Raw genomic sequence first — 16,115 nt, 5'->3', positions numbered from 1 at the left:
CTGGCTTGCATAGAGACGTCCACATCTGTCCTCACCCCGGAAAGGGTTTTCCGACAATAATGCACGTGGAGTGCTCAAAAAGCCTAAGCCATAATTATCCCGTAGGAACAGTGTTCACGATCTGCGCGAAGTTGACCGACAGAGAGGGGACAGGCGACTTCCTTTACAGCTACTTTGGCTGGAAATACGACGTCGTAGATTTTGGAAAGAAGTGATTTATGGAAAAATTGAAGATGCATAGCCCAGACATTAGCCAGCAGAACATCGCCAAAATCCGCGACATGTTCCCCGGCTGCGTGACCGAGGCTCGCGACAGCGCGACAGGAGAATTGCGCTTAGCCGTGGATTTTGATCAGCTTAAGCAGGAACTGAGTGACCATGTCGTCGAGGGGCCACACGAGAGATATCGACTGGACTGGCCAGGAAAACGCGCGTCCCTGTTGGCTTCCAATGCCCCGGTGGCGAAGACCCTTCGTCCGTCAGTTGAAGAAAGTGTTGACTTTGAAAATACAAGAAATCTGTTCATTGAAGGCGACAATCTGGAAGCACTGAAGCTTCTACAGGAAACATATCTCGGCTCCATAAAATTTATCTATCTCGATCCTCCTTACAACAGAAAGAAGGGTAACAACCTCGTATATAGAGACGATTTCGTCGGAAATACATTCGATTATCTTCGAGAAACCAACCAAATAGATATAGAAGATAATAAGCTCGTAGCAAATACAGAGTCCAACGGACGATTTCATTCCGATTGGCTTGGTATGATGTATCAGAGATTAAGGGTCGCCAAGAATTTGCTGTCTGCCAATGGTGTCATAATGATCTCTATTGACGACGCTGAAACCGCAAACGTAGTTCACCTCTGCAACGAAATTTTCGGTGAAGCGAATTTTGTTGGAACTGTAATATGGAAAAATGCGACTGATAATAATCCCACCAATGTCGCGGTTGAGCATGAGAGCATCCATGTTTACGCGAGAAATAAGCAGGCTTTGGAGGGCGTATGGAAAAGCCAAGTATCAGATGTGAAGGATGCCATTAAGCTTATCGGTGATGAACTTATCCAAAGATATAAAGATTTAGACGCTCTTCAATACGCCTATTCTGAATGGTTCAGAGAGAACAAGAGTCAACTTGGGCCTCTTGATAGATACAAATATATTGACGCAGGTGGGGTTTATACCGGTAGCCAAAGCGTCCACAACCCCGGAAAAGAGGGCTATCGCTATGATGTTTTTCACCCGGAAACCGGTCGAGCCTGTAAGCAGCCTTTGATGGGCTATCGCTTTCCAAAGGAGACAATGAATCGTCTTCTTGCGGAGGGGAGAATCCTTTTTGGAGATGATGAAAGCAAGATAATTGAACTGAAAGTCTATGCAAACGAGTTTGAGGATAAACTGTCTAGCGTTTTCGAGCTTGATGGTCGAACCGGCCCCTATGATTTAAAAGCACTATTTCCCGAAGGGAAGAAGATTTTTTCAAATCCAAAGCCTGTGCTGCTGATGGAGCGATTAATCTCTTTTGTGACCGGTCATGATGATATCTGTGTAGACTTGTTCGCTGGGTCTGCAACTCTTGCCCATGCTGTCATCGAACTCGGGCGCCGCCAAGGCGGTCGCCGACGGTTCATTAGCATTCAGTATCCTGAAGAGATCGGACAAGACAGCAAGGATGCGAAAGAATCTCACCAGTTCTGTTCCAATTTGGGCTTCAGACCGTTGATTTCGGAGATCTCGAAGGAGCGTATACGGCGTGCCGGAATAAAGGCCGTATCGAGTGAATTTCACCCTGAGTGGGATCGCGATGTGGGTTTCCGAGTCCTGAAGATCGATACCTCGAACATGAAAGACGTTTACTACCGCCCCGATGAACTCAAGCAGGGCGACCTTCTCGACATGGTCGAGAACGTGAAGCAGGGACGCACGGCGGAGGACCTGTTGTTCCAGGTGCTCGTCGATTGGGGTGTGGACCTGACACTCTCCATCCGTCGCGAGACTGTGCATGGGAAAACTGTGTTCTTCGTGGATGACAATGCCCTCGTCGCCTGCTTCGAAAATGGTGTGACCGAGGAACTGGTGAAGGAACTGGCGAAACGTGAACCGTTGCGCGTCGTCTTCCGCGACAACGGCTTCGTTTCGGACGCGCTGAAGATCAACGTCGAACAGGTTTTCCGTCAGCTTTCGCCTTCCACCGAAGTCAAAGCGATCTGAGGCCGCGACCATGAAGCTGAAATTCAAAGTCCAGCCATACCAGACCAGCGCTGTTGAATCCGTGATCGATTGTTTCGCTGGCCAGCCAAAGATTGACGGCCTGTCCTATCGGATCGACCCCGGCCGTAAGGCGCAGTCGAGCGCTTTCGAGGAAGGGTTTAAGAATGCCGATTTCGCACTCAGCGAGCAACAGATTCTGGAAAATATCAAGCAGGTCCAGCGGCAGCAGAATCTGCCCATGTCGCAGCGCCTTGATGATTTCATGGTGCTGGACAGGAGCAATCAGCGTGTAGCTGCACCAGCGAATTATCGTCGCGATGTCCTCGCAGCAACGCGCGTTCATCTCGATGTCGAAATGGAGACGGGAACCGGCAAGACCTATTGCTACATCAAGACCATCTTCGAGATGAACGAGCGCTATGGGTGGTCAAAATTCATCATCATGGTGCCGTCGATCGCCATACGTGAGGGTGTCTATAAATCGCTCCAGATCACGGCCGACCATTTCACCGAAAGCTATGGCAAAAAGGCCCGCTTCTTTCTTTACAACTCCAAGCGCTTGCCGGAGCTGGAGAGCTTCTCCTCAGATGTTGGCATCAACGTCATGGTCATCAACATCCAGGCTTTCAACGCTGCAACCAAAGCGAACGCTAGCGAAGAAGCTCGACGAATCTTCAGGAGTTGGACGACTTTCAATCGCGTCGCCCTATTGACGTTATTGCTTCAAACCGACCGATCCTCATTCTAGACGAGCCCCAGAAGATGGAGGGCGAGGCTACGCTCAAGGCATTTGCAGAATTTAAGCCACTGATGATCCTCCGTTATTCAGCAACCCATAAGACCCAGCACAATCGCGTCCACCGGCTCGATGCGTTAGACGCCTACAATCAGAAGCTTGTGAAAAAGATCGCCGTGCGCGGCATCCAGACTCGCGGGCTGGCCGGAACCAACGCCTATCTGTATCTCGAAGGAATCGACATCTCCAAAAAGGCTCCAGTGGCCCGGATGGAACTGGAGGTGAAGCTGAAATCGGGCGAGATCAAGCGGCAGCTTCGTCGCTTGGAATTCGGCGATGATCTATTTGTCGAGTCAGGTGAACTCGATCAGTATCGTGGCTTCACGATTAGCCAGATCGACTACAACACCGACACGGTCCAATTTACGAATGGCGTGGTGCTGAAGGCCGGCGAAGCGAGCGGTGACGTTTCGGAGCGCGACATACGGCGTATCCAGATTCGTGAGACGATCAAGGCCCATCTGGACAAGGAGAAGCAGCTATTCTCCCTTGAATCAAAGTTCTGTCGCTCTTCTTCATCGACGAGGTGGTGAAGTACCGGGACTATAGCCAAGCCGACGAGCAAGGCGAGTATGCTCGCGTTTTCGAAGAGGAGTACGCTCTTCTCCAGGACGAGTATCTGTCCGAGCTGGCAATCGACAACGAAGACTATAGAAATTACCTCGCTGGGATCGACTCAGCTAAGACGCACAGCGGCTATTTCTCGGTCGACAAAAAGACCAATCGCCTTAAGAACCCTGATGTTAGCGCGAAGGCGGTCGATTCTGAAGATGTCGATGCTTACGACTTGATATTGAAGGACAAGGAAAGCCTACTTTCCTTTCATCGACCAAAGGATGGCGCTGAAGATCGCGCTAAACGTATGGTGAGATTTGTTTTCTCTCATTCAGCATTGCGCGAAGGATGGGACAATCCGAACGTCTTCGTGATGTGCATGCTGAAGCACAGTGACAACACGATCTCTCGCCGCCAGGAGGTTGGTCGAGGCTTACGATTGAGCGTCGATCAGCACGGCGACCGTATGGATAATCCTAGTTTGGTGCATGACATTAACGTGCTTACCGTCGTGGCGAGCGAGAGTTACAAGGACTTCGTTGCCGGGCTGCAGGGGGAGATTGCGGAAACTTTGTCATCTCGTCCCCGCTTGGCAACCGAGGCCTACTTTACTGGCAAGACAATCACCACAGATCACGGTTCGGTCGAGGTGCCTGCGGCCATGGCGAAGCAGATCTACCGCTATCTCGTCAAGAATGACTATACCGACGATGCCGACCAGATCGCCGACACTTATCACGAAGCCAAAGCGGCGGGAACGCTGGCAGAATTGCCAGCGGAGTTGAAGCCGTATGCAGACCAGGTATTCGAACTGGTCGATAGTGTGTTTAGCATCGCACAGATGCCGAAGGTCGATGACGGCCGAAAGCCGAAGACCAATCCGCTGAACGCAAATTTTGAGAGGAAGGAGTTCCAGGAGCTCTGGGCGCGGATCAATCAAAAAGCCGTCTATCGGGTGGAGTTTGAGTCCGCCGAACTCGTTCAAAAGAGCGTTGATGCATTGAACAGGAGTTGCGGGTAACCCCGCTGCGGTACACGGTCAAAATCGGGACCCAGAGAGACACTCTCACTGACGGCGAGCTAGCTCGTGGTGAAGGCTTCGAAGAGAATGAGCAAGCGACGTACCAGGCAGATTCCGTCGTTTCATTGGTGAAATATGATCTTCTCGGGAAAGTGGCCGAAGCGTCCGAGCTGACGAGGAAGACCACCGCGAGTATCCTTGGGCAGATCGAGCCGGCCATTTTCGCGCAGTTCAAGACGAATCCTGAGCACTTCATCGCCGAGGCTTCGCGGGTCATCGCCGAACAGAAGGCTTCTATGGTGATCGAGCGGTTGACCTATGATGAGATTGACGGGAGGCACTCGGTCAATATTTTCACCGCAGCCCAGACGGGCCAAGATTTCTCGAGGGCCACAGCTAAGCTGAATAGGCATATCTTTGACTACGCGATCACGGATTCTCAAGTAGAGCGGGAGTTCGTCAAGGAATTGGACACGAGCAGCGAGGTTGTCGTCTATGCCAAACTGCCGCGGGGTTTCCTGATTCCCACTCCTGTCGGCGACTATAATCCGGACTGGGCAATATCCTTCAAATCGGGAAGTGTCAGGCACATTTACTTTGTCGCCGAGACGAAGGGATCTATGTCATCGATGAAGCTTCGCGAAATCGAGAAAACGAAGATCGAGTGCGCACGGAAATTCTTCGACGAGATCAGTCGAAGTATTACACGGGATCGCGTGAAATATGATGTGGTGACTGACTATGCCAAGCTTATGGATCTCGTGAATCCTGCAGCTTAAATCAGCTTTTTATATGAGGGCCGCTCGACTGTGCTCGTGAGGCTGCATGCAACAATTCTTCTGGGTTTCGGCGAAAGCCCTATAAGGCGGGCGCCGGTGACCTTGCCCTGAGGCAGTAAAACCGAGGCCAGCTTCGAAGCGTCGGTTCAAACATCATCTGTGAGAGGGTTCACGTCGTAGCAAAATCGTTGCATGTACTTCCCGCTACCACGCTCACGTACACTTCGAGCAAGCATTGCCGCGTCGGATCTTCCTCGTTCACGAAGCGAAATTCCATCGCCTTGATCCGCTCGGTCGCCGCTCGAAACTCTGCTACGAAGTTCTCATTCAACATCAGCCGCGCTCGCGTAAACTCGTCGCTCTTATAGGTCGGCCTGGGAATCCCTGCCGCAACCCGCGCTAACTTGAATGCGAACGGAGCGTTGTTTTGCGTGGTCTTCTGGCCAATGTGTTGTTTGTATCGTTGCTGGACATTGCGGGTCCGGCCGACGTATTGGTTGACGCCGTTTTCTGTAAATATGTAGACGCCGCTGCCCTTGATATGATCAGGAAGGTTGCCACCAAGGATAGGCGCCATGTTCATCAGCGCAATGTACTTTGGATGAAGGGCATCAACATATTCTCGAAATCTCATGTCCATCGATTCGTCTCTGCAATTTTCGCCGCCCTTCGCTCGCTGAAAAGGCCGCCTCAATGATTGCTATTCGATAGCCGCTGGATGACTATCACCGAATAACTCGGCAAACTTTCTGCAGCTGCTTACGTTCAGGTAAACATCGGGGGCGCCTCTGACGCGTCGCCCTCAAATCGCCTCTCTTGGCGAAAAAATCGAGGCGGATGGCCAGATTTGGAGCGCTCTGGAAAGGAGTTCTCTCGCGCGCTGTTCGATGGAATTTTCATCCCATACAGCGTATTTCGAAATGTCTTGGTTCAGTGAGAGAAGAGAGTGTTTCAAAAGTTCAGGACGCTTCTGCTCCCAACCCAAGTGCGATTGCGCAGAATTAAGTCCTTGAGTCAGAATGGTTAGGTTACCGAAAGATTGGATTTTGTCATTTCGACACTTAGTCAACCCTGCGTTTTCATCTCCTTCCTCGGTGTTGAGGAGTTCGAAAAAGTGCAACCCCTTTTCGCCATTTGAAAGGGGCCAATGCTCAAGCCACGCTTGCGGCATTATGTGTTCGATCGAAGGTTGTTCTTGGAAAATCAGAGCTTCCGATTTCCCGCTCAGGTAAGTGGCGTTGAGGCGGCTAAAGATATGAACAAGCTTGGCGTTTCCGAGCTCGTAGGCGCGTTGAGACATCCAGGCCTGCTCTACAGCTGCGTCCGTTGGCCAAGCGGAAGATTCACCTGTTTGGGAAGCTAATTGCGCTGCTAGGTTGCGGGCTGTAACCCCATTGCGGCGCAGCGCCTTTGTTGCCTGTAGAAAAATGCGATTATAATTCTTGGTATTCCACCCACAGATCGCCCTTCGAAGCAAATATGTCTCAAGCACGGTGGTTATTGATATCCATTCGTCTTCCGACAGATTCGTGTCGAGAAGGAGCAACAGAAGTGGGTAGGCCGTTCTAATGTCGAACGCTTCCAAAAAGCTTGCCAGTCCATAAATCTGATGCTCAGGCGAAGGGGCGATAATTTCCCGAAAATTATCGCCATAACGCGCGAGTGTTTGAAGTTCTTGTTCAACGTCAGCAAACGGTGTCTTTTTTTCGATCCAATTTCTATATTCAACAAAGAGATGCTTTACCGGTATATCTTCTTCAATTTGATTGGATAAAAAATGCTGCATGAAAAGATCACTTCGGGGGCGGACAAGTCGACCTTGTTTTACTTCCATCCGCCAAAAAGTGTCGTCAAACCGAGACCAATACTTATGGTATAGAGCCTCCTGGTCCTTACCAGTGCGCGCTGCCCTGAGAAAAATGTAATTTCGTAGTAGGTCAGCAGGAAGGAGCGGCTCCCCTCTGGCATTCAGCGTCTCAAATATCACCTGAGCGTCGTCACCGACCTGGAGGTCGATGGTTACTACCTGAAGGGAGTTTTTTAATGCTTGGAAGCACTCTTCAAGGCGTGCGGATATCGGATGTTCTGCGGAGATTGGGGGCTCGTCCTCGGTGCCTAAAAAGAAGTCTTCCAGTTGGTCGTAGAAGAACAGATATGCGTCTACCATCCGCGGTAGTGGGTCCGCCTTACGAGCATATTTCTGCCAGACAAGCGGGTTGCGACGCCTTAGTTCGTCACGCGATCCGGAGGTAACCACATCCGTAAACTGCTTGCGATCGAGCTGCGTCGGCCAAACTTTAAAACGATCGACGTCCGGATTTGCCATCATGCCCTTGTTTTCGGTGAAGCCCTCGCATTCCTTGGCGAGGTCTTCGCAAGCATTTGCCCGGCAGAAATCACGAAATGCACAGATAAAAATCTGTAGTGTCGTTAAGCGTTGTTGCCCGTCGATCACCTGTCGCTTTTCGACATGAGTTACAGGTGTTTGCTTTTGATCGAGCACCATGGCGCCAAGGAAATGAACCGGCGCGTCCTGCCGGCCCTCCAGATTCTCAATAAACTTCCGGGAAATATCCTCCCAAAGCGGCTCCCACTGATGCTCTTTGTTCCATACATATTGGCGTTGGAAGAGCGGAATTTCGAGCCGCATTTTCTTTTCGAAGATTGCAAGCAACGGTACAGCATGTGCGTCCATATCGGGTAAATCTCTGGCTCAGAATCAATTTAAGGATGCACCACAATAGCTGAATTCCGATCCTGGAACACTGCGTGTTTGCATGAATACAGTCGCTCGACCGTGTGCTTTGCTTTAAGGGCTACACGTATACGACCAACAGCACCCAAGGCTGGTTTGCTGTTCTGCTGTCTGCCGCATTGATCCCGAGTTTGTCGCGAGATCGCCGCAACCGCCGCTATTCAATCACTCGATTCCAAAATAAACCTGATGTAGTGTTTCATGACTCTCTCAATCTTGCGCGAAGACCTGCGGTGGGACATCTTGCCTTTGATTGGGAGGAGCAAAATGAAGATTTTAGGATGGGCCTATTCTAGGAATACGGGACACACTCACGAGGTTGCGAGTTATCCAATCGGTGAGACTGACGTCGAGGTGGACTCTGATGGGAACGTACGTGTGAAGTTGATAAGCAACGAAATTTCGCTGACCGGTCAATACGTATTAAGCGTCCGACTTACCCCTGAAGAAATCGAGATGATCCACTCGGAACTAAAGACCGGCGAACTGAAAAAAGATTACAGAAGCTTGAAGAGCGATTGGGCGAACCTGATTGAGCCCGAAGCCGCATCAAATGATCCGGGCGGATTCAATATTTCTATGGTTTTCGACGTGCCTGGCGCGGGTGTCGACCAAACCGCGATGACGTGGCCGAGTCGAATGCGCCGCGTTCGAAATGCAGCAACGCCCGATAACTCGCTGGTCTTGCCCTTTACTCGCGCTCCACGAACAGACGGATGCCCGTCAGTTCGGAGAGCTTCTCCACCAACGCCTCCTGAAACCCCGGATCACCAACCTCCAGCGCCGCCTCCCGCCGCTGCCGATGATACCAATAACCGCCGCTGATCTTCGCAGCTTCGTCGTCGCTCGTCGCAAGCCATGTCTGCGTAAGGTGCCCCATTTCGAGGTTATCGGGCGCGCCGGCGCCGCCCATCTTTGTCGGCACCCAGCCGGGGTCCACGGCGTTGCTCAGCACATCCGGCCAGTGGCGGGCGATGGCGGCGGCGAGGGTGGCGATGTAGAGCTTGCTTTCCGAATAGGCTTGGCTGGCGTTCCACGGCCGCTTCTTCCAATCGATATCGCCAAGGGCGCTGCTGCCGCTGCGGTGCATGCCGCTGCTGAGATAGACCAGGCGATCGGGGCGGGTGATCCAGGCGGTGAGCAGATAGGGGGCAAGCACATTCACCGCCAGCGTCTTGGCGTGACCATCCGGCGTTTCGCCCCGGCTCCGCTCGAGGTAGATGCCGGCATTGTGGATGACGGCGTCCATGCGGCCGATGGTATTGACCTGAAGGGCGATCGATCGCGTTTCGACGGCGCTGGCGAGATCGCCGATGGCGAGCCCAAGCGCCGCAGCCGAAATTTCGGAGATATCGGAGGCGCGCTCGCTGGAGCGGGCATGCAGCACGACCTCGTGGCCTTCCTTCATCAGGGCGCGGGCGGCGGCAAGGCCGAGGCCATCGGTGGAACCGGTGATGAAGATGCGGCTCATGGGGGCTCCTTTCGCGGTCGTCGCGCGTTTGCCCGTTCTCGTTGCGAGCTTTGGTGCGAGCTCATTGACTCTCAAAGAATAGCGATTTCAGATCTCAAGCCAGGTTGACTGTCACGAATCAAACTCAAAACTGCTTGTCTATCAATATCTGCATGTTTTGATAGACAAACGCCGTTGAGTTGATCATGGTGCAGACAAGGCTATTTGCCTTGCAAATTTCGCGAAATCTGGAAGTCAAATATGGTCCAACATCCTCTCGACCTATCAGATGCTGTAGAATACCACTACGATCAGTTTCCTCCAGAGAGGATCGATGCCAACCAGCTTATAATGCCGATCGCCTCGGCATCAGCCGCGCTTGCCCGTTATGATCAGATGCTGAAAGGCATGCACAATAGTGAAATCCTGCTTGCGCCATTGCGCAATCAGGAAGCTGTCGTCTCATCCCGAATGGAAGGAACCGTAAGCACTCTCGACGAAGTCCTGCGGTATGAGGCAGATCAGGAGGAAAGCGGTAACGAGCCGGAAGGCCATTATCGGAATGAAGCGATCGAAGTCTTCCTCTATAGCCGAGCCCTGACCGCGGCGCAGCGCAGCATCGAGCAAGGCGCGCCCCTTTCAAGCTTCCTTATCAAGAGCGCTCACAAGGTTCTGCTCGGCTTTGGTCGAGGTGCACATCTTTCTCCCGGTGAGTTCAAGGTCGAACAAAATTACCTGGCCGACCGCATGCGCCGCAAAGTGCATTTTGTCCCGATGCGCCCGGAGCAGCTTAATGATGGGATGGAGCGACTTTTCTCGTTCGTCGAGGATAGGAATTGGCAGATACTGATCAAGACGGCCGTCGCCCACCTTGAGTTTGAGGCATTGCATCCTTTTAAGGACGGCAATGGCCGAATCGGGCGAATGCTCATCACGCTAATGCTATGGAAATATGGAGCAATCCGCTCCTCACTTCTATATCAGCAGCTATTTCGAAGATCGACGCGACGAATATATTGACAGGATGCGCGAGGTTTCGAAATCAGGTGCGTGGACCGAGTGGATTGTGTTCTTTCTAGAGGCGCTTGAAACCCAGGCGAATAAGAACCTTGCGACCGCAGAACGGATTCGTGATCTTTACGACGAGCTCAAGCGGGAATTTCCGCAGATCCTCACATCTCAATGGAGCACCTCGGCGCTCGACTTTTTGTTCTCGCGTCCCGTGTTCCGGAACAATGTATTTACAAGCAAATCGGGGATTCCGGAAGCAACTGCACACCGGTTCACGCGCATCCTGGTCGAGAAGGAGCTGGTTAAGACATTGGAGCCCTCCGCAGGCAGGCGTCCGGCTCTATACAGCTTTGAGCCGCTGCTGCGAATTGTTCGCGAATAGGCGCCGGCTGCGCATCACCCGCGCTCTTCAAACAACCGAACCCCAGTCAACCCAGCAAGCTTCTCCACCAGCGCATCCTGAAACCCGGGATCGCCAACCTCCGCCGCCGCCTCCCGCCGCTGCCGATGATACCAATACCCGCCGCTGACTTTCGCAGCTTCCTCCTCGCTCGTCGCAAGCCATGTCTGCGTAAGATGCCCCATCTCCAGGTTATCGGGCGCGCCGGCGCCGCCCATCTTTGTCGGCACCCAGCCGGGGTCCACGGCGTTGCTCAGAACTTCGGGCCAATGGCGGGCGACGGCGGCGGCGAGGGTTGCGATGTAGAGCTTGCTTTCCGAATAGGCCTGGCTGGCGTTCCACGGCCGCTTCTTCCAGTCGATATCGCCAAGGGCGCTGCTGCCGCCGCGGTGCATGCCGCTGGTGAGATAGATGAGGCGATCGGGGCGGGTGATCCAGGCGGTGAGCAGATAGGGGGCAAGCACATTCACCGCCAGCGTCTTGGCGTGGCCTTCCGGCGTTTCGCCGCGGCTCCGCTCGAGGTAGATGCCGGCATTGTGGATGACGGCGTCCATGCGGCCGATGGTGTTGACCTGAAGGGCGATCGATCGCGTTTCAACGGCGCTGGCGAGATCGCCGATGACGAGCCCAAGCGCCGCAGCCGAAATTTCGGAGATGTCGGAGGCGCGCTCGCTGGAGCGGGCATGCAGCACGACCTCGTGGCCTTCCTTCATCAGGGTGCGAGCAGCGGCAAGGCCGAGGCCATCGGTGGAACCGGTTATGAAGATGCGGCTCATGGGGGCTCCTTTCGCGGGCGTGCGGGTTGGGCAGTCAAGCAGCTTTTGGCTGGTTGCTCAATGCGGGAGTTGGGGTGTGGGTTCCTGGGGTTGATCGATATGTAGCTGGTTCGGACCGATCTAAGACCCCTCCCCAACCCCTCCCCACAAGGGGGAGGGGCTAGCCCAGCATCACCGCTTTGCCCGAGATCATCTCGTCGTTTGCCGATCTGGAGTTTTGGGAGATGCGGTGCGGCAGGTTAAGCCCCTCCCCCTTGTGGGGAGGGGTTTGGGGCGGGGTCTTTGCCCAGCGAGCGGGGGTCCGAAGGACGGGTGCCGGCAGGTGGACGAGTGCTTTTTAGGCGGTGATTTCAGCGCTTTGACTCGAAGCTCATGCAGCACTCATCGGCAGCGGCATGGGTCCTCGGGTCAAGCCCGAGGAGGACGGAGGGTGGGGAGAGGCGACCGGCCAGAGGCGCGACGTCGGGCGTCGTTTCCCGTTTCCCTCAACCTTATAACGTCAACCTCGCTGTCTCGGCTCGGTCTGTTATCACGCCGGCGATCGCGTCGATCGGGTCTCGATCGGGCGATACGTCTGCCAGCTCATCGGCGACCTTGCCGGTCAATGTCAGCACCTTGTCGCAAAGCTCGTTCACGCGGCGGCGCAACAGCGGAGTGCCGATGCCGGCCTCTTCCGCAAAGGCCTTCCAGCCTTCGGCATCCATTTCGGCCAGTGTGGCGCGCTTGCCGATTCTCATCGCCAGCCTTGGCGACAGTTCCGGATAGATCACGGTGGAGAGGAGGTCATAGAGTTTTGCCAGCCGCGGGCCTTGGCTGTCGTAGAGAATGGAGAAGTTCTTGCCGTGGGCATCGGCATTTCCGGCGATCAGGTTGAAGATGGCCGCGTCCAGCAGCTTCAGCACGTCGACAGCCGGCCTTGCCGAAATCCCCCGTATGAGATCGAAGCAATCCTTGAAGGTCGGCCCGCCTTCGCTCGCATATTTCGTTTCCGGCGGTACGCTGAGCGCCTGGCAGAAATCTTCCTGGTGGATGCGATGAACCAGTCCGCCGGCGCCGCGCAGGCGGTCATATCGTTCGACCAGAAGGAACGGGCGTCCCTGCACATATCTCGGTTCGACGGCCGCGACATCGAGCCCGATGGCGGCCGCAAGCCTCATCACGAAAGCTTCGTTCTCGGTCGTCGCCTTGAAGCGGGCTATCGGCGGCTTCAGAATATGGGTCGTGGCCTGACCGGGCAGGGGAAGCCCGATCCGGCCATCGGTGAGAACAACCGGCAGTTTGGACTGCGCGCCGGCGAGCGACAGTCTGAGGCCCTCCTCGCCGGCCAGGAGAGGCCGCACGGGCAGCGCCTCCAACACGGCAACGATGCCTGCTTCGTCCAAGGGCACAGGCTGGCGATCGGCAATCGACCCAGTCTCGGCCGGTGCCTCACCTTCGGCAAGCAGTTGCAGCGCACCGGCGACATCGCCGCCCAGGTGATCGAGAAGCGCAAAGTCATTGGCGGGAGACACGCCCAAGGCCCGTGCTGCGGCCAGGCGCTGGCTTTCCTCGGGCAGCAGGCCGCCGAAAAACGGCCGGCATTCCCGGCGGGCAAATCGCTCCGGTCGTTTCGGCAGAGAGGCCGAGAGCGGCAGCGTTTTGTCATCGTCAAGCCAGGCTCGCGCATAGACAAAGCCGATATCGCCGTGTCTGTCCTGCGTGAATTGACCGACAATGCGGCCGTCCCACCAGACGTTGAGAAGCCTTGATGTCATTGCCTGCGCTCGCCGGGAGCCAGAATGTCGAGGGAGCAGCCAAGCGTTTGCAGAACCTGCAGGACTTTGCCGATCTGCGCCGTGGGCTTGCCGGCTTCGAGGTCGACGATAAAGCGAAGCCCGACGCCGGCAACACCGGCAAGCTCGTCCTGCCGCAGGTTTTGCTCCTTGCGGGTGCTTCGAACCAGGGCGCCGATGTCGGCTGGACTTGTCACGTGTTTTGGCATGTGGTTTTCCCGATCGGGAAAATATAGCGAATGTGGAGAAGGTGTCCAGGGAAGTTTACCGATCGGGATATTTTTGGAATATGGAAGGGGTTGAGGTACGAAATTTCCCGCTCGGTAAAATAGTTAGGAGTTCTTTGAGCGCGCGTGGATCCTCGGGTCAAGCCCGAGGATGACGGAGGTGGAGGGGAGCGACTGGCAAGAGGCGGGACGCCAGAGCAAGTCCGGCGGAAGCGCGAAGCGGTTTTCCGCTGCTTGCCGCATAGGCTTCCTCATACTCCGTCATCCTCGGGCTTGACCCGAGGATCCATGCGGCGAGCACTTTGCTGGCCGTCGGCACCGGGGACGGCAGGGGGCATCCATCGAAGAACATATACGCGCCGAGTGCTGCATGTGGGTGCTCGGGTCAAGCCCGAGCATGACCGAGAGTGGGGTGGGGCTTCCGGCTAAAACGGCAACGCCGTCAGCCCTGCGCTACTTGCCGTGTCGTTCCCCCACACTCCGTCATCCTCGGGCTTGACCCGAGGATCCATGCGGCATCCATCGGCAGCGAGGTATGGATCCCAGGCTCAAGGCCTGGGATGACGGAGAGTGGGGTGGCGTCCCAACCAAATTCCACCCATTAAACCAATGAAATCACCCCCATCACCTTCGCCGCTCCGCCCCCGCCGCGATCGTCTGCACCAGCTCATCCACCTCCCGCGCCAGCCGCTCCAGCGGCAGGCCGACGAAGCGGCCTTCGAGGCTGATGCTGACGACGCCATGGACCGCGCCGAACAAGGTGCGGGCGCGGATGGCGCGGTCTTCGGGCGGCATGTCCGGCTGCAGTTCGGCCAGCGGTTCGGCGATCACGTCCATCAGAAAGAGGTGCTCGTTAAGATGCCATTGCGGCGTCGGGCTCGATTCCGGCGGGAAGTGGTCGAACAGCGCCTTCCAGAGATTCCGGTGCTCGACTGCGAAGGCGAGATATCCCTGCGCCAGGTTGCGCAGCCGGTCGGTCGGTGGCTTGTCGCGGGTTTCGGGCAGCGTCAGCCTCGCCTCCAGCGCCTTCAGCGTCGCGGAGTTGACGTGGATGACGAGCTCCGCGAGGTCTGAAAAGACCGTGTAGAGGCCGCCGAGCGCGCAGCCGGCATCCTGGGTGATGTCGCGGGCTCTGAGGTTTGCCAGCCCGTCCTTGGCGATCCGCTCGCGCGCCGCCTCGATCAGCCGGGCCTTCAGGTCTTCGCGTTTTTCTTCTCGTCTGCCGGCCATTAACCATGCCTTTTCGATTTTCTGAACGTCGTTCAAAATTTATCTTGAACGACGTTCATGATTCTGCCATAACAACTCTCGTGAACAACGTTCATAAACCGGAGGAAGGAAATGTTCAAACTGATTTCCATTTTGTTGCGGGGCAGGGCGCATGATGCCGAGCAGGCTTTCGCCGATCGCAACGCCGTGCCGCTGCTTGCCCAGCAGATCCGCGATGCCGCCCAGTCGATCCAGTCGGCCCGCCGCAGCGTCGCGGTCGCCATCGCCCAGAACGAACAGGAGAAGGGGCAGCACGGGGCGATCGTTGCCCGCATCGCCGATCTCGAAATCCGCGCCTCCGCCGCTTTGGCGAAGGGCAATGAGGGCCTGGCCCGCGAGGCGGCCGAGGCGATCGCCTATCTCGAAGCCGAGCGCGATGCGTCCGAGAAGGCGCAGAGCCAGTTCACCAGCGCGATCGACAAGCTGAAAGGCATCGTCCGCGCTTCCGAGGCACGGCTGCAGGAGCTGCAGCGCGGCGAGCGGCTGGCGCGCGCCACGCAGGAGGCGCAGAAGCTCGACGTGGTTGTTGCCGGCCCGGGCCTGGCGACGCTCGACGATGCCGAGGAGACCCTCGCCCGCCTTCGCCTGCGCCAGAGCCAGAATGAGCTGACGGCCGTCGCCCTGAAGGACATGGAAGGCGCCATCCGCCCGGCCGGCATTATCGAAAAGCTTGCCAATGCCGGCTTCGGCGCGCCGCGGCACTCATCCGCCGATGATGTGCTGGCGCGGCTGAAGAGCCGCATCACGCCTGCTGCCTGAAATTGCATCCATCCAACCATTCATCCATCGAACCATAGGGACCACTGATATGAACGACAGTTTCCAGAAACATTCCGCCAGCTGGGTCAGCTTCTCCTACGTCTCCTTCGGCTCGGCCGCCTTCATGCTGGCGCTCGGCCTCTACATGATGCCGCTCGATCTCTGGGGCAAAGGCTATCTCGCCATGGGCATTCTGATGCTGGTGCAGACCACGGTGAATATCACCAAGACGCTGCGCGACAATGCCGAATCCGAAAAGCTGATCCGCAAGGTCGAGGATGCCCGCACCGAAAAGCTGCTCGTCAAGTTCAATCGTAGCGATGAAGATTGAC

The 16,115-nt window shown here is 55.6% G+C and carries 16 protein-coding genes; 9 read left to right on the top strand and 7 right to left on the bottom strand.

Features of this window, described 5'->3' with window-relative positions:
• Positions 1-218: 218 nt before the first annotated feature.
• From ACS4RR_RS21275 to ACS4RR_RS21255, 5 genes are read left to right on the top strand one after another with little or no spacing between them, the layout of a single operon-like run.
• On the top strand, positions 219-2,213 hold the full coding sequence (locus tag ACS4RR_RS21275; protein WP_456189353.1) for a site-specific DNA-methyltransferase: 1,995 nt from the start codon (positions 219-221) through the stop codon (positions 2,211-2,213).
• 10 nt (positions 2,214-2,223) lie between these two features.
• Complete coding sequence (locus tag ACS4RR_RS21270) at positions 2,224-2,961, top strand: DEAD/DEAH box helicase family protein (RefSeq protein WP_456189352.1); 738 nt, start codon at positions 2,224-2,226, stop codon at positions 2,959-2,961.
• 14 nt (positions 2,962-2,975) lie between these two features.
• Positions 2,976-3,542, top strand: a complete 567-nt coding sequence (locus ACS4RR_RS21265) for a hypothetical protein (RefSeq protein ID WP_456189351.1) — start codon at positions 2,976-2,978, stop codon at positions 3,540-3,542.
• On the top strand, positions 3,539-4,585 hold the full coding sequence (locus ACS4RR_RS21260; protein ID WP_456189350.1) for a hypothetical protein: 1,047 nt from the start codon (positions 3,539-3,541) through the stop codon (positions 4,583-4,585). The genes ACS4RR_RS21265 and ACS4RR_RS21260 overlap by 4 nt, the downstream gene beginning before the upstream one ends.
• Positions 4,576-5,364 carry a restriction endonuclease gene (locus ACS4RR_RS21255; RefSeq protein WP_456189349.1) on the top strand — a complete coding sequence of 263 codons (789 nt, stop codon included), beginning with the start codon at positions 4,576-4,578 and terminating at the stop codon, positions 5,362-5,364. The genes ACS4RR_RS21260 and ACS4RR_RS21255 overlap by 10 nt, the downstream gene beginning before the upstream one ends.
• Positions 5,365-5,533: 169 nt before the next feature.
• On the opposite strand, the gene ACS4RR_RS21250 is transcribed toward ACS4RR_RS21255, so the two are convergent.
• The 3 genes from ACS4RR_RS21250 to ACS4RR_RS21240 form a co-directional block, all read right to left on the bottom strand.
• On the bottom strand, positions 5,534-6,004 hold the full coding sequence (locus ACS4RR_RS21250; protein WP_456189348.1) for a GIY-YIG nuclease family protein: 471 nt from the start codon (positions 6,002-6,004) through the stop codon (positions 5,534-5,536).
• 162 nt (positions 6,005-6,166) lie between these two features.
• Entirely contained in the window at positions 6,167-8,059 is a 1,893-nt protein-coding gene (locus ACS4RR_RS21245; protein ID WP_456189347.1) for a DUF262 domain-containing protein, read from the bottom strand.
• 751 nt (positions 8,060-8,810) lie between these two features.
• The gene (locus ACS4RR_RS21240) at positions 8,811-9,590 is read right to left on the bottom strand and encodes an SDR family NAD(P)-dependent oxidoreductase (RefSeq protein ID WP_456189346.1); all 780 of its coding nucleotides are present in this window, start codon (positions 9,588-9,590) and stop codon (positions 8,811-8,813) included.
• A gap of 240 nt (positions 9,591-9,830) precedes the next feature.
• Here ACS4RR_RS21240 and ACS4RR_RS21235 point away from each other — a divergent pair, with 240 nt between their 5' ends.
• Both ACS4RR_RS21235 and ACS4RR_RS21230 read left to right on the top strand, forming a co-directional pair.
• Positions 9,831-10,589: a Fic family protein gene (locus ACS4RR_RS21235; RefSeq protein WP_456189345.1), complete on the top strand. Its 759-nt coding sequence runs from the start codon at positions 9,831-9,833 to the stop codon at positions 10,587-10,589.
• Between the two features lie 4 nt (positions 10,590-10,593).
• Positions 10,594-10,962: a Fic family protein gene (locus tag ACS4RR_RS21230; RefSeq protein ID WP_456189344.1), complete on the top strand. Its 369-nt coding sequence runs from the start codon at positions 10,594-10,596 to the stop codon at positions 10,960-10,962.
• A gap of 14 nt (positions 10,963-10,976) precedes the next feature.
• Here the strand turns inward: ACS4RR_RS21230 and ACS4RR_RS21225 are convergent, their stop codons facing one another.
• The 4 genes from ACS4RR_RS21225 to ACS4RR_RS21210 form a co-directional block, all read right to left on the bottom strand.
• Positions 10,977-11,756, bottom strand: coding sequence for an SDR family NAD(P)-dependent oxidoreductase (locus tag ACS4RR_RS21225; RefSeq protein WP_456189343.1), 780 nt, complete (start codon positions 11,754-11,756; stop codon positions 10,977-10,979).
• Between the two features lie 491 nt (positions 11,757-12,247).
• A complete protein-coding gene (locus ACS4RR_RS21220) occupies positions 12,248-13,510 on the bottom strand; it encodes a type II toxin-antitoxin system HipA family toxin (protein ID WP_456189342.1) in 1,263 nt (420 codons plus the stop codon).
• A complete protein-coding gene (locus ACS4RR_RS21215; RefSeq protein ID WP_017963200.1) occupies positions 13,507-13,737 on the bottom strand; it encodes a helix-turn-helix transcriptional regulator in 231 nt (76 codons plus the stop codon). The genes ACS4RR_RS21220 and ACS4RR_RS21215 overlap by 4 nt, the downstream gene beginning before the upstream one ends.
• A 642-nt stretch (positions 13,738-14,379) precedes the next feature.
• Positions 14,380-14,985, bottom strand: coding sequence for a TetR/AcrR family transcriptional regulator (locus ACS4RR_RS21210; RefSeq protein ID WP_162118260.1), 606 nt, complete (start codon positions 14,983-14,985; stop codon positions 14,380-14,382).
• A gap of 111 nt (positions 14,986-15,096) precedes the next feature.
• On the opposite strand from ACS4RR_RS21210, the gene ACS4RR_RS21205 reads away from it, so the two are divergent.
• Together ACS4RR_RS21205 and ACS4RR_RS21200 are read left to right on the top strand one after the other, a co-directional pair.
• Positions 15,097-15,783, top strand: coding sequence for a PspA/IM30 family protein (locus ACS4RR_RS21205; protein WP_456189341.1), 687 nt, complete (start codon positions 15,097-15,099; stop codon positions 15,781-15,783).
• Between the two features lie 49 nt (positions 15,784-15,832).
• Positions 15,833-16,114: a YiaA/YiaB family inner membrane protein gene (locus ACS4RR_RS21200; RefSeq protein ID WP_170278609.1), complete on the top strand. Its 282-nt coding sequence runs from the start codon at positions 15,833-15,835 to the stop codon at positions 16,112-16,114.
• Position 16,115 lies beyond the last annotated feature (1 nt).

It is taken from the genome of Rhizobium zaerense (genome assembly GCF_051810725.1).
In the GTDB taxonomy this organism is placed as follows: domain Bacteria; phylum Pseudomonadota; class Alphaproteobacteria; order Rhizobiales; family Rhizobiaceae; genus Rhizobium; species Rhizobium leguminosarum_I.
This window is presented reverse-complemented; position numbering and strand designations above follow the sequence as displayed.

Bases quoted from the DNA above. Each gene is read 5' to 3' on its own strand.
- ACS4RR_RS21275 (WP_456189353.1), top strand. From the start codon at position 219: ATGGAAAAATTGAAGATGCATAGCCCAGACATTAGCCAGCAGAACATC.
- ACS4RR_RS21215 (WP_017963200.1), bottom strand. From the start codon at position 13,737: ATGCCAAAACACGTGACAAGTCCAGCCGACATCGGCGCCCTGGTTCGA.
- ACS4RR_RS21200 (WP_170278609.1), top strand. From the start codon at position 15,833: ATGAACGACAGTTTCCAGAAACATTCCGCCAGCTGGGTCAGCTTCTCC.
- ACS4RR_RS21235 (WP_456189345.1), top strand. From the start codon at position 9,831: ATGGTCCAACATCCTCTCGACCTATCAGATGCTGTAGAATACCACTAC.
- ACS4RR_RS21225 (WP_456189343.1), bottom strand. From the start codon at position 11,756: ATGAGCCGCATCTTCATAACCGGTTCCACCGATGGCCTCGGCCTTGCC.
- ACS4RR_RS21270 (WP_456189352.1), top strand. From the start codon at position 2,224: ATGAAGCTGAAATTCAAAGTCCAGCCATACCAGACCAGCGCTGTTGAA.
- ACS4RR_RS21210 (WP_162118260.1), bottom strand. From the start codon at position 14,985: ATGGCCGGCAGACGAGAAGAAAAACGCGAAGACCTGAAGGCCCGGCTG.
- ACS4RR_RS21220 (WP_456189342.1), bottom strand. From the start codon at position 13,510: ATGACATCAAGGCTTCTCAACGTCTGGTGGGACGGCCGCATTGTCGGT.
- ACS4RR_RS21245 (WP_456189347.1), bottom strand. From the start codon at position 8,059: ATGGACGCACATGCTGTACCGTTGCTTGCAATCTTCGAAAAGAAAATG.
- ACS4RR_RS21250 (WP_456189348.1), bottom strand. From the start codon at position 6,004: ATGGACATGAGATTTCGAGAATATGTTGATGCCCTTCATCCAAAGTAC.
- ACS4RR_RS21240 (WP_456189346.1), bottom strand. From the start codon at position 9,590: ATGAGCCGCATCTTCATCACCGGTTCCACCGATGGCCTCGGCCTTGCC.
- ACS4RR_RS21230 (WP_456189344.1), top strand. From the start codon at position 10,594: ATGCGCGAGGTTTCGAAATCAGGTGCGTGGACCGAGTGGATTGTGTTC.
- ACS4RR_RS21205 (WP_456189341.1), top strand. From the start codon at position 15,097: ATGTTCAAACTGATTTCCATTTTGTTGCGGGGCAGGGCGCATGATGCC.
- ACS4RR_RS21265 (WP_456189351.1), top strand. From the start codon at position 2,976: ATGGAGGGCGAGGCTACGCTCAAGGCATTTGCAGAATTTAAGCCACTG.